Here is a 21,002-nt window from a genome sequence, read left to right on the forward strand (position 1 = left end):
TGTTGTAAGAAGATTCCCGATGACACCAGTTAATACCGCGTTGTTTTTTACCTTAGTTGCCACTGCTGGCAGCAGCTTTTCTTTTAACGCCACTGCTACCGATGCAGTAAGCACGGAGCAGGCCGCTATTGAGCATATCAGTGTGCGGCATAAGCAGGCGTATCGGGGCGATGTACCGTTTCGGTTACAACCACAGGCTTTGGAAACCCTGAGCCTGGAGATGCTGACAGATAATGGCATCAGCGGTTTTCAGCAGGCGCTGGATTTATCCGGCAGCATAGCGCGGCAAAATAACGGTGGTGGTCTTTGGGACAGCTTTTCAATCCGCGGTTTTCCGGGTAATGAAAATATGCCGTCCGGTTATCTGGTAAACGGCTTTAACGCCGGTCGTGGTTTTAGCGGCAACCGTGATTTATCCAATATTGAATATATTGAAATTATGAAAGGCCCCGGTTCGGCGCTGTTTGGCCGCTCGGAGCCGGGTGGTACGGTAAATATTATTACCAAAAAACCGCAGTTTGTACCGCAAGGCTACTTGCAGCTTGCTGCCGGGAAGTTTGATCAGTACCGGCTGGAAGGTGACTACACCAGCGCTGTTAACGATAAACTGGCGTTCCGCATCAACGGAGCTGTGCAGGATTACGGCAGCTTTCGCGATTACGTCGGCAATGAAAAAACCGTATTTACGCCGTCGCTCAGCTATCTGGTAAATGAAAATACTACGCTGAACTACGAGTTTGAATACCTGCAGCAACAGCAGCTGTTTGACCGCGGCGTGGTGGTGCTGAACAATAACCTGAAAACCTTACCGCGTTCACGCTATTTGGGTGAGCCGGATGATGGCCCCACTAAAGTGGATGCCAGCGGTCATCAGCTGACATTGGACACCCGCTTATGGCAAGACTGGACCTTGCTGGCCGGGCTGGGTTATCGCGAGTCTGCGCTTGAGGGCTACTCGTCTGATGCTGAACTGGCGGCCGGCCGGCAAAGCCTGCTTAGCGACGGCGAGACCCTGACACGGCAACGACGTTACCGCGATTACGACTCGGAAGATTTAACACTGCGCCTTGAACTGAGTGGTAATGTGCAACTGGCCGGTTTTCAGCATCATCTGCTGTTGGGGGCTGATGCCTATGATTACAGCCTGTATACCCGGCTTGATCGATACCGTGGCGCGGCCGGCAGTTATAGCCTGAATATGTATCAGCCGGTTTACGGCCAACAGCAACCACAGCCGGTTAACTTATATATTAATGATGAAACACAACATGGTGTGGGTGTGTATCTGCAGGATCATATCGATTTAGCCGAACACTGGCACTTGTCTGCCGGGGTACGGTTTGACCGCATCAGCCAAAAGTTAACCGAGTTAGTGTCTGCTGTTGCCAGCCGCCAGCAGTTCAGCCGGCTTAGCCCGCGCCTGGGTTTGGTGTATGAGTACAACGCCGCGTTAACGTTCTACAGCAACTACTCAGAAGGCTTTGTGCCACTTAGCGGCACTGACTTTAACCGCACTATGTTTGAGCCGGAGGAGAGTGAATCGCTGGAGTTGGGCGCAAAATTCAGCGTCGGTAATACTCAGGGCACCCTGGCGCTGTTTGATGCAAAAAAATCTAATATCCTTACCTCAGATCCGCTGAACGCGACTTTTCAGGCTACGTTGGGCAAAGCGCGCAGCCGCGGTATTGAGCTGGATTTACACAGCCATGTCAGCGACAGCCTGTACGTCGATTTCTCTTACGCCTTAATGGATACCCGCACCGTAGGTGAAGCATTAAACGCGGATTGGGGCAGCCTGGTGCCGGACGGCAGCCGGCTGGTAAATGTACCCAAACATAATGCCAGCCTGGTATTAACCCAACTGTTGCAACTGGCCGGCAAAGACAGTAAAGCCGGGCTGCGCTTGCGTTATGTCAGCCGGCGCTTAGGCGACTCGGTTAACCCGGATTACCGGCTGCCGTCTTTTACGCTGGTTAGCCTGTTCACCAGCATTCAACTTAGTGAGCAGCTTAGTGCGCAGCTGAATATTAATAACCTGTTCGACCGTCATTATGTGCATAACTCCTACAATCAACTCTGGACAGTGCCGGGCGAGCCGCTGAGTTATCAGGCCAGTGTGCGCTATCAGTTCTGAAGGTAACCGTATGTTTGAAGATAACAGTATGACCACGGCTTTAGTAAAAAAACGGATAGACGCTATTGATATGCTGCGCGGCCTGGTGATCCTGCTGATGCTGTTGGATCATGTGCGCGAGCGCTTTTTTTACCATGTACAGGTATCCGACCCGATGGACATTAGCGTGACGGAGCCAGGGCTGTTTTTCAGCCGCTTTGCCGCACATTTTTGTGCACCGGTGTTTGTGTTTTTAACCGGTTTGTCGGCCTGGCTGTATGCCCACCCGGCGCAGGGGACAGCGCGCTCTGCGCGAAGCTTTTTGTTTAAACGCGGCCTGTTTTTAATTGCGCTGGAAGTTACAGTAATTACCGTGTCGTGGATGGGCAGTTACCATACTGTCTGGCTGCAGGTTATTTGGGCCATTGGCCTGAGTATGCTGGCGTTAGCGGCCTTGTTGGCACTGCCGTACCGGCTATTGCTGCTGCTTGGCCTGCTTATTGTGTTTGGCCACAATGCCTTAACACCAATTAACTTTGCAGCCGGCGAGTGGGGTTATAGCCTGTGGACTATCCTGCATGACCGCAATATTTTATTCAGTGTCGACTGGCTTACAGTAAAAGTAAGTTACCCGGTATTGCCGTGGATAGGTGTTATTTTGCTGGGTTACACTGCAGGGCCGTTATATCAGTTGGACGCAGCAGTAAGACGGCGTTGGCTGCTGCGCCTCGGTGGCGCCTGTTTGCTGTTATTGCTGCTATTGCGCGGCTTTAATATTTACGGCGAAACGCTGCCGTGGCAACTGCAAACCACAGCTACCGACAGCCTGATGGCAATACTAAACTTTACTAAGTACCCGCCATCATTACATTTTTTGCTGGTTACCTTAGGCATAATGTTTTTATTGCTGGCGCAAATGGAACGCTGGCAAAGTAAAGCGGCTCAGGTACTGGTAACCTTTGGTTCGGTGCCTATGTTCTTCTATATTTTGCATTTATATCTGCTGCTGGCGCTGTACAGTATCTGCATGGCGTTATTTGGCCCTAACCAGGGCACGCTGTTTGCGGTAAACCAGTTAAGCCTTGTCTGGCTTATCAGCATAGCACTGGCGCTGCTGCTGTACCGGCCAACAAAATGGTTCAGCCGGTACAAACACAGTAGTAAAAAAGCCTGGTTACGTTATTTGTAAGCCGTTAATGCTGCCTGTTGTGTCAGGCAGCAAACTGCAGGCCGTATTGGTTGCCTTTTTTCCATACGCATTGGGCAGTATTTTTGCCAAAACGCTCACATTCGATACTGATGCTGTCGCCTTTTTTCAGCTCGCCGTTGTACTGAATGCGGGCACCACCGCCCTGGCTGAAGTCCAGCAGTTGGCATTGCTCAGCAAATTCTTTTAACGTCAGTTGCGCCAGCGGTGTGTCGGTGGCCATATAGCGGATCTGACTGCGTCGGTCTGCCAGTTTATCGGCAGCAGGGAAATCCGGGTTTTTTGGCTGGTATTTACCTGTGGTAATGCGCTGATACACACTGTCGTGAATGCTGACATTAATGGGCGGATTAGCCGGGTCGCCGTAAATACGCCGCAGCGATTCACCAGCTCCCATTTTCTCCAGCAGTTTGTAACTGAACGAGTAGGAGTTGTGTGGCACCATTTCCAGATCCGGTTGGCATAAACTCAGCAAGTATTCATCATTAAACTCCAGCCCCAGCGCACTGGCTTTAATCAGCATCCATTGCAGCGCAATATCAGATAAACCAGATTGTTCATAGCCGCCGCCGATGTCGGAATGTGCACCGGAAAACCAGCACTGTTCGATATATTGATCGGCTTTTATTTCACCGGTCCATAAATCCGGTTGAAACGGCGCCCGGCGTTCATCCAATGCCAGCGCGTGGTAGGCATGTTTTACCTGCTCGCAAATATGGGTATTAAAAAAGCCAACCCAGCCACGGGTCAGTTTGCCCAGCAACGGCGTGGGAGCGCCCAGAGCGCCAACAGTATCAAACACCCCTACCATACGGATGTCCGGCCGGTAATTGTCGTCATATTCGCCTTGTGGCCGCTTATCCGGTTCTGTACGGTAGTACTTGTAGGCCTGTTTTAATTTATCCATTGAGCTTTTTTCCAACAAGCCAACGGCATGAATAAGGCCAATAAAGGCGCGTGCAGTATAAGCGCCTCGGCTAAAGCCAAAGGCATAAATTTCATCGCCCAGCTCGTAGTTGTGCACTAAAAAACGGTAGCAATCCAGCACGTTTTTTTCCAGCCCACTGCCAAAGGCGCCACCAATAAACTTATCTATTTTGCCGCCGGTACCTACGCCCTGGTCATAAAACACCACCTGGTGCATACCGTCACCGGCGGTAGGTTTAATGCTGCGTACCAATTTGGTTACATTGGTTGGAATGTCATCCGGTTCATTCCAGGTGCCGTCACAACAAATAATTATCCGCTTTGCCGCTGCCATAGCTGCGCTCCTGTGCAAAATAGCGCCGCATCACAAAACGGGCACGGCGCAGATCAGAGCATCAAGTATAGCCTATGGTTGGTTAAAAAACGTACAACTTAGGGTGTTAGCAGTTCCGGTGGTAGTGTCCAACTGGTGGTGAGTGTTTCGCCCTGCCAGGTTTGCAGCGTCAGCCACACTTTATCTGTGCTGCTAAACTGCTGTGGCGCTATGGCATGCACATGTTGGCCGTGGCGGCTGCCGTGCAGTATACCTTCTTCGCCCTGTTGCAGCTGCGCCAGCGGTAAAGCGGCCGGGCCGATATTTAAATAGCCCTGACGGATAGCACTGATATCGCCTTTATTAAACATCAGCATAAAGTCTTTAACGTATTCGTCGTGGTGTGCATAAGGCGGCTCCAGATTAAGCGGCATGGGCGCAATTTCAAATTGGCCCACTTGCTGTGCCGGCCAGACTGGCGGGAACACCGGCGTCAGTGACTGATACAAAAACCAAAATGGCAACACCAGCACCAGGCCGTTCAGTTTGTATTTGTGTCGCTGCCAAAAACTGTTATTACGCGCCATGGTTAATCTCCTGCAGTGAGGCGGCGTTGCGGCTGTCACGTACGGCCTTAACGGTACGGCTGCCCCAAATCATAAAGCCGGTAATCGACATACCGGATAACATCAGGCCGAACAAAAACCAGATGGCTTTAGTCCAGATACCGCCAATAGTGCCGTAGTGTAACGGGTCGGCAATATGCATAACGGTTTGCAGCGCTGTCATATTAGCCGGTGATTTTTCGTGGGCAATGTCGCCGGTCCAGGGGTTTATGCTTAGGGTATAAGCCTGCTCATCATAGAAAATATGCTCGCCGCCACCCATCAGGGTATACATGCCGCGGTTATGCTCGGGCAGCATCAGATAGCTGGGGCTGAAATCCGGAAAGCGCTGTAGTGTAATTTGCATGGCATCAGCAAAACTAACCGGGGGCGCGCTGTGCTGCGCCGGCATATCTGTCACTGCCACCAGTGGCGCATGCGGCTCAATATCAATATCGGCATGCCACATTACGGCTTGCACCAAATACCACAGGCCGGTTGCGCTCATCACCATCAAAAACCAGATAGACCAAACGCCGGCTAAGCGGTGTAAATCAGTAAGGATGGTTTTTTTACCCTGATTAAAACGTATTTTCGGTTGGGTAAAGCTGCGCCAGAAGTTTTTGTAAATCACTAAGCCGGTAACCAGGGCGCCCAGCATCACCAATGCCATGGCCGATACCAGGTAATAACCCACGCTGTAACTGCCCGGCCAGGGAAATAATAACCAGCCATGCAGGCTGCGCATAAAACCAATAAAGGTAATGCCTTCATTTATTTGCTGAATTTCGCCGCTGTACTGGTTTACGTAGGCAATAGCATAGGGCTTATCGTGGTCGGTAAAGATCACTGCATTGACCAGATAAGGTTCAAATACCATCACGGTGCCGACATCGGCGGTTGGATATGCCTGTTGCACTTTAGTCACCAGCTCTGCCACCGGTTTTGCCGGCAGGTTATCCGGGTTAGTGGCGCGTGAAGCCGGGTTGGTGAGCCAGGTTAGTTCGTGGCTGAATACGGCGATAGTACCGGTAAGACAGACAAAACAGAAAATCAGCCAAATGGGCAGTGAAAACCAACCATGTAACTGAAACCAAAAACGATTGCTGAGTTTTGCCATAGTGCTGCTGCCTGTAATAAGACGGTGTACCTTAATTTATGCCGACATATTAATGTTAATAAGAATAATTATCAACTTTACAGGGTGTATAAAAATAGCCGCAAAAGCGGCTATTTAAACTGCCGGGCCGTATATCGCTGTTTAAAAAGCGTAGTTAAAGCTCAACGTCACGTTACGTGGGGTGCCATAACGGTACTGAGTGTAAGCACTGCCAAAAACCGTCATGTAGTTGTAGTACTTTTTATCCAACAGGTTTGCGGCGTTTAGTTGCACATTCATATTGTCTGCAATGTCGTAGCGTGCCATCAGATTCACCAATGTGTATGCGCCTTGCTCTAAGCGCGCACCGCCACCTTCCAGGTAAGTTTTACTTTGCCAGTTTGCGCCGCCGCCAATAGTTAACTCCGGTAGAAGTTCTGCAAACTGATAGGTGGTAAATAATTTAAACTGCTTGCGCGGGCTGTCGGTGTTTACCTTATTATTGGCAGCATCTTCTGCTTCAAACTGAGAGTAACCGGCGCTGATATTCCAGCCTGTTACCGGCTCTCCGGTTACTTCAAACTCAAAGCCTTCGCTTTCGGTACCGTTGGCACCGTAATAAGCTGTTTGTTGTTCTGCTGTCGGCACAAAAGTCGGATCAACAACGGCTAAGTTGTCCTGCTTGATTTGGAATACCGCAACAGTGGTATGTAAACGATCATCGAAGAAGGCGCTTTTCAGACCCAGTTCATAACTTTTACCTTCTACCGGATCCAGCAGGCTGTTATTGCTGTCACGTCTGTCTTGCGCCTTAAAAATCTCGGTGTAGCTGGCATACAAGCGGTGTTGACTTGTCAGGTCGTACAGGGCGCCAACATAAGGTACAAAGGCACCACTGTTACCATAATCTTCTGCTGCACCGTACCAAATACCTTCACGATCCCAGCTGGATACCCGGCCACCAAGGATAAACTTCAGATCATCAGTGGCAGATAAGCGGGTAGCAGCATAAACGCCGGTTTGCTTAATGCTGACATCTTCCGCACGCACCGCTGTAGCTTGCCATTCTGGTTCTGCCAAGCCGCCCCACTGATAAAAATTATCAATATCGACACGGTCATAACCACCGCTCATATCACCACCAATGGGGGTATAGGAGTCGGTAGCAATATCCTGCTTGCTGGAAATGGCGCCAATAACAAACTCGTGCTGTTGATTAAACAACTGATAATCACCTTTCAGTTGCGCATCGAAGCTATCCTGCGTGGTTTCGCCATAAGCGCGGTAGCGCTGGGCACTTAAACCTGCGCCGGTGTCTTTATCCAGTGCACCGTATACATACAGTAGTTTACTGTCTTTTTCATATTCCATACGGTTGTAGTTCACCACCAGTTGCCAACCATTGTTAAAACCATGGTTAAGGCTGGCAAAATAATTGGTGTTAGAAGTGTCCCACTTAGTCCAGTCGGTGCCGGTAGTAGTAGCGACATCCCAGTCTGTATAGCTGCCATCGGTAAACAGTGCAGGTAGTGCTCCCCAGGTGGCGGCTTTGGGATCGCGGTTTTGATAACTTCCGCCGACACGTATGGTGGTGGCTGCCGCTATGTCAGCTTCCACTACACCGTATAATACGGCACTGTTTTCCTCGTAGAAATCCCAGTAAGAGTCGCTGTTAAGGTATTTGGCTACCAGACGGCCCCGCACAGAACCTGTGCTGTTCAGGCTATTAGCAACATCAGCCGTTATTTGCTTTTTGCTCCAGCTGCCTGCTGCAAGGTTTACATAACCTTTCAATTCTTTACTGGCTGCACGTTTACGCACCAGGTTAATCGATGCTGAAGGATCGCCGGCGCCGGTCAGTAAGCCGGTTGCACCACGGACAAATTCAACCCGCTCATAAATGGCTACATCCGCTACAGTTTCACCGGAATCGCCGGCTAAACTCCAGGCCAGAGGTACGCCATCAATCTGGTAATTAGTCACTTCAAAACCGCGTGATTTAAATGAGCTGCGCACATTGTCCAGCTCTGTTGATGACACACCAACAGCGTTTTTTACTGTTTCAAGTACGGTATTGATGTTTTGATCCCGCATCCGTTGTTCAGTCATCACACTAACCGATTGCGGTGTTTCCATCAGCGTCAAGCCCAGGCCGGTGGCGGTGTCGATGGTTTCATTAACCGTGTACTGGCCGCGCACGGTAATAGTTTCTAAAGCTGTTTCGTCATTTTTCTGCGTATCGGCTGCAATGGCGGCAGCGGGTAAGCACGCCAGTTGTACTGCCAGCGCCAGTTTTAATTTATTCATGGTTAACTGCATCATCACCTCCAAAAGTTCCGATGATCATACATTAATGATAACCATTATCAATAGTGTTAAGGTTGTCTTGCGGCAAACGGTGGAGTTATGTCGTTGATTCTGACCTGACCCGGCAGCAATGTTTATTGCTGTTACCTGTTATATCCGGTACCTGCGGCTGTAAAATTTCACTTAACCTCAGTTAACCCCGGTTAGTGGCAAGCTGCATCAGTTAACGTTTACCTGCCCTTTTTCATTGTTTATGTCTTGCCATACTGCTTAGCACTGTCAAAAGTATTGCAACTGATGCTGCCTGAGTGGTTGTTAGTATTGGTTGCTTAAAAGGAACCTTAAAGCGGAGTGTAAAATATGAGCCGGAGCAACCACCAAAATGCAAACGTACGAAGCAAACTCAAACAAAGTTGTGTGTCAGTGGCAGCAGCATTGTTACTTACGGCTTGTATGTCAACCAGCCCGCAAATGGGTAACTCTAAAGGCAATGTGGTAACCGGCGGTGCCGGAGGGGCAAACAGCGCCGGGGCTAACAGCGCGCTGGAAAGCTGCGATGCCGCGCTGGGTACCTTGTCGGTGTTTGAAGATACCAGCTTACCCTGGTGGCACGAATATCGCGGCCGTTATCCCACTTTGGGCAGTACCTTGCCGGTGATCCGCTTAATGATTCAGCAATCAAACTGCTTTGTGGTGGTAGAGCGCGGCCAGGCCATGAATGCAATGAACCGCGAGCGCGAACTGATGCAATCCGGTCAGTTGCGTCAGCATAGCAACGTTGGTGGCGGCCAGATGGTAGCGGCTGATTACACGCTAAGCCCGGAAATTCAGTTTGCCGCCAAAGGCACCCAAGGCGTGCGGGCTTTAGGCGGCGCCTTGCTGGGGTCTTTTGGTAGCTTGGTTGGTGGTGGCGTCAGCAAAAATGAAGCAGCTACCACTTTGTTGCTGATTGACAACCGCTCGGGTGTGCAGGTATCGGCGGCAGTAGGCAATGCCGGCAATTACGATTTCAGTATCCTCGGTGGTTTGTTTGGCGGCGGTATCGCCGGTGGTGCCAGTGGTTTTTCCAATACGCCGGAAGGCAAAGTTATTACAGCCGCCTTTGCTGATTCTTACAATCAGATGGTGAAGGCGCTGCGCAATTATAAAGCCCAGCAAGTGGAAGGTGGTTTGGGTAAAGGCGGCAGGCTGACTGTCGGCGGTGCGGCAGACGCTACGCCGCAAGCCACAACCAACTATACAACCACCGCAGTAGCTGCGCCGGCGAGGCCTGTGGTGGTTAAGCAAACACTGTCTACCGTGACAGTGTCGGATCGCAAGCAGTACAATTTTGAGGTTAACCAATACGACGAAAGAGCTTTGGAGAAATACTACGATCACCTGAAAAATGCTGCCAGTTGGATGTCGGGGTTAGCTACTGCCGCTACGCTGGATGATAAAACCCGCACCGGAATGGTGATGGCAATGAATATGTTCAGTGGTCAGTTGGAATCACACCGTATTGAGCTGGAGTCGTGGCCAATGGCCGCCAAACAACAAGCCTGGGCTACGCTGGGCAAGCGCATAGAACAGCACAATTCGCTGTTTGAGCGTCATCGTCAGGCTGCACTGAAAAATACTGATTTAGGTACAGATTTAACCGCCATGCTTACCACTATTCAGCTGGTGACCAAAGCGAGCTTACTCGGCGAGTAATTGCAGTAGTTGCCACAAAGCACAAGGTTGCCACGGCCAATCTTGTGCTTTGTCACGTCCTGATAAAATTTTTTGAACAAAACACTATTATTACGTTACTCTGCTAACCTGATTGTCTCTCGTTGTATGCATAGACAGCTTTCCGTCTCTCAAGAGGATCTGTTGATGGAACCGGTTGCAGACAAAAACAACGGCCATGGCAAACGCGCGCGCGGGGTACAAGCATCTGCGGCCAAACTCAGAGCGGCGCAATTGGCCGCTGGCATAAAATCACAGGCTGAACTGGCTAAGCGCATCCAGCAACTCGAAGGCCTGGACAAGCCACCCCGCTCATTAGTAAACAGAGTGTTTAGCGGCGAACAAGTCGATTTACTCAGCCTGGAACGTGTTGCCAGGGCGCTGCATATTGAAGCCTGGGCGTTGTATTTAAGTTCTGACGATCAGCAAGCCGACACACTAACCCCGCAGCACAGTATTACAGCAAAAACTCAGCGCGCGCCGTTACTGTATTTGTCGGGCGCGTTAACTTTGCTGTTGCTTATCATTGTGCTCTATTTCCCTGCGTCGGATAACAAGCCGGCACAGCCGGCTGCTACAGCATCGCCGGCGTTGCAATTAGAGCGTAAAGTCATCACTGTATTGCCGTTTCAGGGCGACCAAACCGCTATGCTAACGCCCGCATTGGAGCAGGTATTAGCCATTTACAGCAGTAGTTTGCCCGGCAGTGCCAGCCGCTTCGCCAGCGCCAATCCATTGCAGTTGCTGGCCGATAAGCAAGCCGATGTAGTGTTTACCGGTGAGAGCCGGCAATTTGGCCGGCATTTGGCTATCAGGCTGTTTGTTTATCAGCGCCATGGTATGCAACAAATTTGGGCCGGCACTATGGCCGCTTCGTCATCTGTAGCGCTGCTACAAGATTATTTTGCTACGGCGATCAGCCAAAGCCAACAAAGTTACTCCTTGCCACAAAATCCGGATTGGCAGCTGACACAGCGTTACACAGACAGCTTAAATTACTTTGAATTGGACCGCACAGAGCAGAATTTATTGCGGCTGGTAAGCGAGTTATCGGCTGTTATCCGCCTCGACGCTACCTATACCGACGCGCATGCGGCGTTATGCTCAGCCTTAATACAGGAGAGCATATTAAGCGGTGCCGCTGACAAACTGCACGAAGCACAACAAGCCTGTGATGTTGCCGCCGCGCAAAATGCTGAAGCCATTAGCGTGCTGCAGGCTCAGGCCAACCTGGCACGCAAACAAGGCGACACAGAACAAGCGGCGCAACTGTTGCAGCAAGTGCTGGCGAAAGACAGCAACAACGTAACTGCGAAATTTGTGCTGGCTGAAGTACAGATGCTGCAGTTCCGTAAAAGTGGCGACGCCAGTTATATTGAAACTGCTATTGGCCTACTGGGCGAAGCCTTTGCCAGTGAACCGGATAACTGGAAATTACCTTACACCCTGGGCAGAGCGTATTACTTCAGCGGTAATGTTGATGCTGCTATCAATTGGTCGGCGCAAGCCGCGAAAATCAGGCCGGAGTTTCAAACTTATAACAATCTGGGCACTCTGCAATTCTGCAAAGGCGATCTGGTCGCAGCCAGGCAACATTATTTAGCTGCCTTACATTATCAACCGGAGCAGGAGATAGTTTTGGCCAATATTGCTACCGTGCATTACTACCTTGAGGAATATCAACAAGCTATCGCCATATTGCAGCAACGGCTGGACACGCTTGAACAGAAAGGCGCCGACCAGCAATACAATATCTGGATGAACCTGGCCAATGCTTACCGTCATGTTGGTGCTAACAGTGAAGCGGTTCTGGCTTATCAAAAATCGCTGCACTATATCGAGCATGCTATTGCCAAAGGCGAAGCCAACCATTTGCAACGTGCGATCCGGGTGGCTATTTATCTGGATTTAGCCCTGTTGCAGCCAGAGCTGGTTTCTGCGCAATTGCAGGCCTCGCTACGCGAAGAAGCCCTGGCGCTGGATGCTGCGGCAGAGCCGGCTTCCCTGCATATTATGGCGCTGGTATGGATGTACCTGGGCGATATGGACAAGGCCGCGCAGCTAAAACAACGGTTGGCCGGTAACTGCCCTGGCTTTGTCGCCTCTCCGGATTTTGCTCCGCTGAATACTTATCTTAGCGCCGCCCATGAGTAGTGTTTGGCCGTCGGTTCAACCACATTTTAATGCCGGTCACAAACAACAGCAGCGGCAAAAAACCACCGATAAACCACAGTATGCGGGTAAACAGGCCACCAAATTCGCCAAAATGCAGTGGAATAAGCCAGGCGGCTGCCAGCGCCGCGCCGCGTGGCAGGGTTGCCGGGTCGTAGCGCGATAACACCTCGCCGGTATAGGGGTTGGCATGAATAAAAGCCCGCCGCCTTGGCCCGCTATGCAGGCTTAAGCTGTTTTGGTAGCCAAACACCACCGCATCATCGTCATGTTCGGCCAGCCAGATATTACGCGGGTGCAGCTCAGGGTAATGCTGCGCCATCTGCTGTATCGCTTCAGCGGCGCTTAGCTTTGGCTGCATTACACCGGCAAATTGATACTGCTGTTGCCATGGGTCGGCCGGCGCCGCTTCTGACAGAGTAATCATATCCAGCATTTTTTGCAGTGGCGCGGTATAAAGAAAATATCCGCCGGTAATGCCCATAATAAACAGCGGTATCGCAAACCAGGCAGCGCTAACGCTGTGCAGCTCAAAGTTAACGCGCCTGGCATTACCACGGTGAATTTTCAGCGCATGACGCCAGCGGGTTAAGCGCCTTGGCCACCACAGGTACAAGCCGGTTAGTATGCTGCTTAACGCAAACAGCAATGACGCGGTGGCGGTAATATAGCGGCCGGGCTCGCCCAGCAGCAGGTTGGCGTGGATGTTATACACCAGCTCAAAAAAAGGGTGGTTAAAAGCACCTTTGTTTTGTGAAATCTGCCCCGAGCTTTGATCAAAATAATACCAGTTGCTGTCGCCAAATAACTTAAAGGCGTAAGTCTGGCGGCTGCGTACCGGCCATTGCAGAGTTTGCAGCTGCGCCTGCGTTTGCTGCTCGATATAGCTGGCAATGGCAGCATCGTCGGCAAAAGGCCGGCTACTTAATTGCGGCTGATAATAATCGCGTTGCAACCAGGCGGTCAGCTCAGGTTCAAACACGTACAAGGAGCCGGTAATGCCGACAATACTAACTACAATACCGCTGAGTAGCGCAGTAATAAGGTGAATTTTTCTTAGCCAGTGCCGCATAATTCAACATTGCCTGCCAGAAAGAATAACGGGCGCAAGCGCCCATCGGGTTAAAACTGCCAACGTGCTTCCAGGCGCAGATCGCGACCGGCTTCCGGCAAGCCGGCCAGACCTTCAAAATCCGGCAGATGGCCGAAATCGGCCACAGTAGCGTGATCGCGGTAGAATTTATCCAGCAGATTACGTACTGTCAGGTTCAGTGTCAGGCCATTAAGCATCGCCGGTTGCCAACGCACAAATACATCATGCACCGCATAGCCGGGTTGCTGCACCAGGCCGGCTGAGGTGGGAATATCGTGTTCACCTTCCACCGCCCGGCTGCCCCAGCCGGTTAACAGCGTATCGCTGAGCGCGTATTCCAGCCGTAGTACCCAGGTACGGCCCAAAGTGGTGCCAAGGGCACCATGGTCATAGCCATTCATTCGCTCGCCGTTTAGTCGGGCCCTTGCTTGATTTACACTGGCCGAGGCTGAAAAATCCTGCAACCGGTAGCGCAGTTGCACGTTATAGCCCTTAGTTTCTACATCGCCGATGTTCTGGTACACCCGGCTGACTTCTGAAATAGCATCATCAATATCGGTCTGAAACAGGTTGGCATTCAGCTGCCAGTTACCCTGGCGCCATTCAGAACCCAGTTGCCAGTGATGGGCTTCTTCCGCTTGTAAACCCTCGCTGTTGCTACGACTGTCCAGTACAAAGCTGTTAGTGGTTAAGCGGCCACGCAGCGCACTGCTGTAACCTCCGTAAAGGCGCCAGTTTGTTGTTTGCTGCCATGACAGGCCAAGGTTAGGGCTGATACCGTCAGACGTTAACCGCTGCTGATTAGCATCATCAACTTTATAGTCGTCAAAGCGGGCACCGGCATTCAGGCGTAGGCGCGGCGTAATATCCCAGTAGTCCTGCAAAAACACGCCGATCACGCGGGCTTTCTCGCCATCCGGCGGCACTGTTGGGTCTTCCAGCGCCGTTAAGCCGGTTTCTTCATGCCGGTAGTCAATACCGTATTCCAACTGGTGCGTACCAAGGCGGCTGCTGTTACGCAAATCCAGCCCCTGATTCTGAATATCGCCCTGATACAGGCCAAAACGGGCGTTTTGCTTCAGTTTGGTGTCGCTGTGAAACAGTGCCAGTTTGACATCAACCAGCACAGAGTCAGGGTTAAACTGGTAGTTAACAGCGCTGGTGCTGCGCACCGTTTGCAGCGGATACACCGCATTCCAGCTACTAACCTGCCAGTTTGGCCGCTGCGCCCGCAGGCCGTCGTCAGTGGCGCGTTCAAAACTAAAGCGCACAGTTTGATGCTCAGTTAGCTGGCCGGTCAGCTTGGCAAAACCAAATTGTTGCTCTGCTGCTGTACCTGGCTGTTTAATGCCGGCGCCATCTTGCATCAGCTTGCTATCCACATCAGAAAAACTGCCAATCATGCCCCAGTTATCGCTCAGCATACCGGCTAAAGTCAGGTTATACTTTTGTCCGTCGTTCACTGAGCTATAGCCTGCTTTGGCCAAGCCGGCAAAACGCTCGCCCGGCAGCAATAAGTCGCTGGCGTCTTTGGTGATAAAATCAATACTGCCGCCTAAAGCACCAGCGCCCTGAGTGGCATCACCGGGGCCGGCCTGCACTTCAACCTGGCGCAGCAGCTCCGGCTCCAGTGTTAGCCGGCCAATATGATGAAACATACTGCCCGATTGCACGGCGCCATCAATTGATACATTCAGCAGTAAATCTTCAATGCCATTCAGGTAGATTTTCTGCGCTACGCCTAAGCCTCCGCCGACACTGAGTGCAGCCTGTTCAGCGAATAAATCTTCCAAGTCCTGCGCCTGGCGCTTTTGCCAGTCGTCGTCAGTCAGGATCAGCCGCTCTGCGGTAATGCGCTTACCGACGACTTCTATGGTTTCCAGCTCAGATGAGCCAGTATTGGCCAAAGCCTGAGCACTGGCGGCGGCAACAGCGACAGCCAGCAATGAGTAGCGCAGAGACATGTGTATTCCTTAACAATGAGAATAATTATCATTAATCATTGTAAAGATCAGCAAGCCGAAGCAAACCACTTTTACACTTGTTACATTTAGCCGGGTAACTTCAGGCTAATACACAAACCGGGCGTGCAATTAGCGGCGCTGATACTGCCGCCAGCGGCTTCTGTCAGCCGCTTCGCCAGTGCCAACCCCAGGCCATAGCCGGAGCCGGAAAGCTCTGCCCCGGGCACGCGGAAAAATGGTGTAAATAGCCGTGGTAAATAAGCTTCTGCTACGCCAGGGCCGCTGTCGCGGATTTGCAGATTCCAGTACTCTTCGCTGCGGCTGACACTAAGCCAGACGCTGGCACCGGGCGGAGTAAACCGCAACGCATTACGTAAAATGTTCTCAATCGCCTGGCCAAGCAAACGGGCGCTGCCCTTGCTTAACGGCATGCTGTCCGGCCAGTTGCAGTGTAATTGCCGATCAGGAAACTCAAAGCGGGCATCGCTGCATAAACTGTCGAGTAAGTCAGCTAAATCAAAGGGTTCAGCGGCCAGCTGACCTGCTTCATTATCCAGCCAGGCCAGCGTTAGCGCATTGCCAATCAGTTGCTGCATCGCATCAGACTCGCGCCGCAGCCGTGCCAGCATGATCTGGCTATCCAATTGCTGTTCGGCGCAGTCCAGCGCCAACGTCATCCGACTAAGCGGTGTGCGCAGCTCATGCGACATATCAGCAATAAACTGGCGCTGACGCTGCAGTTGCTGGTTTAACCGCTCGGCCATCAGATCAAAATTGTCGGCCAGCTCGGTCAGTTCATCCTGCCTTGGCCCCAGCGCAGGCCGCACGCGGCTGTCTAACCGGCCGGCGGCCAGTTGGCGGGCATGCTGCTGTAACAGCTTTACCGGCCGCATTAAATGTTGGTACAGCAAATAACACACCAGCAGCATCAGCGTTAACGGTAGCAATAATTGCAGTAGTAGTTTCAGCGGTGGCCAGTATTTGCCCGGTCTGAGTTGCTCAGGCAGTTCCAGCAGTAAACTGGCATGGTGGTGGATAAACGGCAGGTCCATTACCGGGTTATAGTCCAGATGTAAATGAATTGGCCAATCGATACTGCGGCCAAGAATAAAGCCATCGGTGAAGCGGGCCTGTAAATCGGTGCTGTCGATACTGACAACATCAAGGTGCACCACGGTAGCCCAGCTATTTTCCTGTTGCCGAAACTGGTTAAGCCATTGCTGCAGTGCAGCCGGATTGGCCGGGTCATACAAAGCTTCGGCCTGATCTCGGTACTGCAATAATGTTTGCCTCGCTGCTGGGCTTAACATGCTAAGCTGACGCTCCAGCTGGTTCAGTGCTGCGGCAATCAGCCAGAACAACAGCACAGTACCTACCGCCAGCAGCAGCAGACATAAGCGGATAAACAGCGGCCGGTTCATAGTAACCGGAAGCCTTTACCGTGCAGTGTCACCAGGCGCTCGGTGTTAAAGCCACAACTGCTGAGTTTCTTTCTCAACCGGCTTAAGTGCATATCCAGGCTGCGATCATGCTCGGTAAAGTTACGGTCCAGCACCAGCGGATACAACACGCGCTTACTCAGTACCTGCTGCGGTTGCTGCGCCAGTGCCCAAAGTAAACGAAATTCTACCGGCGTCAGCATCAGCAACTGCTCATAGCAGCTGGCACTCTGGCTGCGCCGGTCCAGTGTTAATTCCTGATATTGCAGTTGCCACACCGCAGCCTGAGGCTGGCTGCGGCGCAGCACGGCTTCAATTCGCAGCAGCAACTCAGCAAAGCTGTAGGGCTTTGCCAGATAATCATCGGCGCCATGGGTAAAGCCCTGAATACGATCAGCTTCAGCGCCACAGGCCGAGACAATAATAACCGGCGTATTGGCGCGCTGCCTTAACAGTTGCAGCACGTTAAAGCCGTCGATGCCGGGCAGGCGGATATCCAGCAGGATCAAATCATAGCTGCCGGTCAGCGCCATACTGGCGCCACTCTCACCATCTGCGGCAATGTCCGGTTGATAACCATGGTTTTGCAGCAGCAGCTGTAATTGCTGGCGCATCTGGGCATCATCTTCGATCACCAGCAGGGTTTTGTTATAACTGGTTGTGGCAGGCATCCGGGCTCTGATAATGGCAAATTATATAAATAATAACCATTATCATTTGAGAGGGTGGCCTTGTCCAGCCTGTTTTCCGGCCGTGCAAAACTCAGATAAAGGCAAAGCTTAATACCAGGCTGATAATTACCCCGGTAATAACCAGTTGTACCAGACAAAACCCCATAATATCTTTGGCTTTTAAACCGGCTATGGCCAACACCGGCAAGGCCCAGAATGGCTGAATAAGATTGGTCCAGGCGTCGCCCCAGGCCACGGCCATAGCAATGCGGCTGACATCGGCACCCAGCTCCAGCGCGGCCGGCAGCATTACCGGTGCCTGCACCGCCCACTGGCCGCCGCCGGACGGTACAAAAATATTCACAATGCCGGCACTGATAAAGCTCCAGAACGCTAAACTTTCGGCGCTGGCAAAGCTGATAAACCACTGTGACATACTCTGCGCCAAGCCTGATTGCAGCATAATGGCCATAATGCCGGCATAAAACGGAAACTGAATAACAATACCTGCACCGCCCTGTATCGCCTGGTGCAAGCTGTGCAATAAGCGTCTTGGCGTGCCGTGCAGCACGATGGCAAGAAATAAAAACAAGAAGTTAACGATATTCAGGTTTAAACTGCCGCCTTTGCCGAAGTACTGTACTAAATAGGCAATACCTGCAAAACCAACCAGTAATGCCAGCAGCAGGCTGTTTTCCAGCTTATCTGCCGGGCGCGTAGTGCCGCTATCCACCGGTTGCGAATCCTGTAGTTTGGCTGGGTCGACATAAATGCTGTCGTTTTTATTTGGCAGCATTAAGTAATTGACCAGAGGGACGGCAATAAACAGCAGTGCCACTAACAGCAGGTTAAAACCGGCAAAAATGGTTTCGCTGGTTGGAATAATGCCAATTTGTGCTTCGCTGAAATGGTTTGGTGTAGCAATAGTTAGCGGTATTGAGCCTGCCAAGCCGCCATGCCACACCACAAAGCCGGAATAGGCGCTGGCCACCAGCAAGCGATAATCCACTTTAATACGTCGTGCTAAGGCTTTGGCAAATAAAGCGCCCACCACTAAACCAAAACCCCAGTTTAACCAACTGGCAATTAACGAGATCACCGTTACCAGCAAAATGGCCTGGCCCGGCGTTTTTGCCAGAGCGGCAAGGCGGTTCAGGATCGCCGTTACCAGCGGGGTATTGGCCAGCATAAAGCCGGTAACCAGTACCAGCAGCATTTGCATGGAAAAGCCCAGCAAGCCCCAAAAACCGTCCCCCCAGTAACTTATTACCACCAGTGGGCTTTGCTGCTCAAACAGCACGGCAGCAGCAAACACCACTATGCTGAGCAACAACACAAAAACATAGGGATCGGGCAGGTAACGTTCTACCAGTTTAACAAGGGGTTTAGCAGCGGCGTTTAGCATAGTAGACTCGTTATCAGGTTATTTACCAAGGTGTTTAGCATGGCTGATTTTCGCAGCAACGCGCATTATCAAACTACCTTAGCCCGGTTAATGGCGAAACTGCAATCCGACCTTGGTCTGCCGGCGGTAATTGGTATTAGCGGGGCTCAGGGCAGTGGTAAAAGCACTTTAGCTGCCGAGCTGGTAGCGCAGCTAAAGCAGCAAGGCCTTGAAGCCGCAGCGGTATCACTGGACGATTACTACCTGAGCAAAGCACAGCGGCAACAACTGGCGCAAACTATCCACCCCTTGCTGGCACAGCGCGGCGTGCCGGGGACTCATGATATTGAGAAGGCGATTAACGATGCCAACGCGGTGCTGGCCGGCAAGCCGGTGGCTCTGCCACAGTTTGATAAAGCGTTGGATGAACCTGCCGCGCCGTTAGCTGCACAGCAACTGGATATTCTAGTGGTAGAGGGCTGGTGCGTAGGCGTTCAGCCGCAAACCGCAGCAGAGCTCTCGCAGCCGGTAAATACACTGGAAGCTAACGAGGACGCTGGTGGCCGCTGGCGGCACTACGTTAATACGCAACTGGCCGGGCTTTATACCGATTACTGGCGCTTACTTACACCACTGGTGTGGCTACAAGCACCGGACTGGGATTGTGTCTGCCGCTGGCGGGCCAAACAGGAACAACAGCTATGGCAACAGCGCGGTACAGGCATGACAGAGGCTGAACTGGCCCGTTTTATGTTGCCGTTTCAGCGCCTCACGCAAGCCGGCTGGCAGCAGTTGCCGCAACAGGCGGACATTATTATTGCAATGGATCAGCAACATAGCCTGACTGGCATAAGTGTCAAATAATTCAGCATACCCCGGGCGAGGCAAATAAATTAGCAATTGACAGCGTTGTCATTTTGCCGTTAGGCTGTTTTTTAAACAATAAACGGGGAACATTATGCGCTATTCATCATTTGCTGTACTGCTGTTACTGGCCGGTTGCGGCCAGGCTACAGATCCGGGTTCAAACCAAACTGCTGCACCTGAGCAGGCCGGTTTAATGTTTGACGATTTTAACTACGCCGATGCAGATGCCTTGTTTGCCAATGGCTGGACGGCCCGCACTGAAACCGGCCATCCGGGTATTGCCGCTGCTACCTGGTCAGCAGAGGGTATTAGTACGCACGAAGCGCCAGACGGTGCGCAGTTTGGCATTGCCCGCATGAGCTCAATCACCGATGGTAGTGGCACCGGCACCCGCCATACGCAAATTTGCCATGCGCGTAAATATTTATATGGCACCTATGCTGCCAGAGTGTTTTTTCGCAACGAGCCGACTTACGGTCCGGATGGCGATGAAGTGATCCAGACTTTCTATGCCATCAGCCCGCTGGCCGCGCCACTGGACCCTGACTATAGCGAAGTGGATTTCGAATATCTGCCCAACGGCGGCTGGGGTGAAAACAGTGACAGCGCAATGTGGACCACCACCTGGGAAACCTTTCAGCTGGAACCCTGGACCAAGGTTAACGAATACAGCCGCGTGCCGGGTGATTATGCCGGCTGGCATACACTGGTGATGAACGTTACAGCAGAATCGGTGCGCTACTATGTTAACGGTAACGTAGTGGGTGAACATAGCGCCGCCGTAGCACCGGAAGTACCGATGTCGATGAATTTTAACCTGTGGTTTATGCCCAAGGGCGCCGATGGTTCAATTGGCCCGATAGATTCAACCGAGCCCCGCCAGTACCAGCAGGATATCGACTGGGTGCTGCATGTTGAAGATAAGCTGCTTACTACTACGGAAGCAGAGGCCAAAGTGGCCGCGCTGCGCGCTGGCGGACAACGTGCCGTCGATCAGGTTGCCGACAAAGGCTTAGCAGCTTATTGTGGCTTATAATGCATAGCTTCAGTTAATCTTATGTTATTCCGGCTGCATGTCTGCAGCCGTTTTTTACATTAAGCGCTTGTTGTCACCGTGATATCTGCATT

General features: G+C 51.8%; 15 protein-coding genes. 6 read left to right on the forward strand and 9 right to left on the reverse strand.

The genetic code is table 11. From position 1 onward, the window contains the following. Window positions 1-19: 19 nt before the first annotated feature. Both HRH59_RS04165 and HRH59_RS04170 read left to right on the forward strand, forming a co-directional pair. Window positions 20-2,134, forward strand: coding sequence for a TonB-dependent siderophore receptor (locus tag HRH59_RS04165; RefSeq protein WP_173500015.1), 2,115 nt, complete (start codon window positions 20-22; stop codon window positions 2,132-2,134). Between the two features lie 10 nt (window positions 2,135-2,144). After that, window positions 2,145-3,302: a DUF1624 domain-containing protein gene (locus tag HRH59_RS04170; protein WP_231702390.1), complete on the forward strand. Its 1,158-nt coding sequence runs from the start codon at window positions 2,145-2,147 to the stop codon at window positions 3,300-3,302. Between the two features lie 22 nt (window positions 3,303-3,324). On the opposite strand, the gene HRH59_RS04175 is transcribed toward HRH59_RS04170, so the two are convergent. The 4 genes from HRH59_RS04175 to HRH59_RS04190 form a co-directional block, all read right to left on the reverse strand. Next, window positions 3,325-4,581 (reverse strand): phospholipase effector Tle1 domain-containing protein, encoded by a 1,257-nt coding sequence (locus HRH59_RS04175; RefSeq protein WP_173500016.1) that lies wholly within the window; start codon window positions 4,579-4,581, stop codon window positions 3,325-3,327. A gap of 98 nt (window positions 4,582-4,679) precedes the next feature. Then, on the reverse strand, window positions 4,680-5,147 hold the full coding sequence (locus HRH59_RS04180) for a hypothetical protein (RefSeq protein WP_173500017.1): 468 nt from the start codon (window positions 5,145-5,147) through the stop codon (window positions 4,680-4,682). Beyond that, entirely contained in the window at window positions 5,137-6,285 is a 1,149-nt protein-coding gene (locus HRH59_RS04185; RefSeq protein ID WP_173500018.1) for a PepSY-associated TM helix domain-containing protein, read from the reverse strand. The genes HRH59_RS04180 and HRH59_RS04185 overlap by 11 nt, the downstream gene beginning before the upstream one ends. Before the next feature lie 141 nt (window positions 6,286-6,426). After that, complete coding sequence (locus tag HRH59_RS04190) at window positions 6,427-8,571, reverse strand: TonB-dependent siderophore receptor (RefSeq protein WP_231702391.1); 2,145 nt, start codon at window positions 8,569-8,571, stop codon at window positions 6,427-6,429. A 453-nt stretch (window positions 8,572-9,024) separates the two neighbouring features. Here HRH59_RS04190 and HRH59_RS19165 point away from each other — a divergent pair, with 453 nt between their 5' ends. Both HRH59_RS19165 and HRH59_RS04200 read left to right on the forward strand, forming a co-directional pair. Then, window positions 9,025-10,266 (forward strand): CsgG/HfaB family protein, encoded by a 1,242-nt coding sequence (locus HRH59_RS19165; protein ID WP_218573455.1) that lies wholly within the window; start codon window positions 9,025-9,027, stop codon window positions 10,264-10,266. Window positions 10,267-10,431: 165 nt separating this feature from the next. Next, the gene (locus tag HRH59_RS04200; RefSeq protein WP_173500019.1) at window positions 10,432-12,438 is read left to right on the forward strand and encodes a tetratricopeptide repeat protein; all 2,007 of its coding nucleotides are present in this window, start codon (window positions 10,432-10,434) and stop codon (window positions 12,436-12,438) included. Here HRH59_RS04200 and HRH59_RS04205 read toward each other — a convergent pair. From HRH59_RS04205 to HRH59_RS04225, 5 genes are all read right to left on the reverse strand, one after another. Beyond that, window positions 12,419-13,528 carry a PepSY-associated TM helix domain-containing protein gene (locus HRH59_RS04205; protein WP_173500020.1) on the reverse strand — a complete coding sequence of 370 codons (1,110 nt, stop codon included), beginning with the start codon at window positions 13,526-13,528 and terminating at the stop codon, window positions 12,419-12,421. The two genes, HRH59_RS04200 and HRH59_RS04205, sit on opposite strands and share 20 nt — an antisense overlap. Before the next feature lie 50 nt (window positions 13,529-13,578). Continuing rightward, entirely contained in the window at window positions 13,579-15,513 is a 1,935-nt protein-coding gene (locus HRH59_RS04210) for a TonB-dependent receptor domain-containing protein (RefSeq protein WP_173500021.1), read from the reverse strand. Window positions 15,514-15,599: 86 nt separating this feature from the next. Continuing rightward, window positions 15,600-16,934 (reverse strand): sensor histidine kinase, encoded by a 1,335-nt coding sequence (locus HRH59_RS04215; protein WP_173500022.1) that lies wholly within the window; start codon window positions 16,932-16,934, stop codon window positions 15,600-15,602. Continuing rightward, window positions 16,931-17,623 (reverse strand): response regulator transcription factor, encoded by a 693-nt coding sequence (locus HRH59_RS04220; RefSeq protein WP_173500023.1) that lies wholly within the window; start codon window positions 17,621-17,623, stop codon window positions 16,931-16,933. Before HRH59_RS04220 ends, HRH59_RS04215 begins: the two co-directional genes overlap by 4 nt. 91 nt (window positions 17,624-17,714) lie before the next feature. Beyond that, a complete protein-coding gene (locus tag HRH59_RS04225; RefSeq protein WP_173500024.1) occupies window positions 17,715-19,028 on the reverse strand; it encodes a short-chain fatty acid transporter in 1,314 nt (437 codons plus the stop codon). Between the two features lie 39 nt (window positions 19,029-19,067). Between HRH59_RS04225 and HRH59_RS04230 the strand changes: the two genes are divergently transcribed. After that, window positions 19,068-19,871, forward strand: coding sequence for a kinase (locus HRH59_RS04230; protein ID WP_173500025.1), 804 nt, complete (start codon window positions 19,068-19,070; stop codon window positions 19,869-19,871). Between the two features lie 94 nt (window positions 19,872-19,965). Continuing rightward, entirely contained in the window at window positions 19,966-20,910 is a 945-nt protein-coding gene (locus HRH59_RS04235) for a glycoside hydrolase family 16 protein (protein ID WP_173500026.1), read from the forward strand. Window positions 20,911-21,002: the final 92 nt, after the last annotated feature.

Origin of the sequence: Rheinheimera lutimaris, from assembly GCF_013283795.1 — a bacterium.
GTDB classification, from domain to species: Bacteria; Pseudomonadota; Gammaproteobacteria; order Enterobacterales; family Alteromonadaceae; genus Alishewanella; species Alishewanella lutimaris.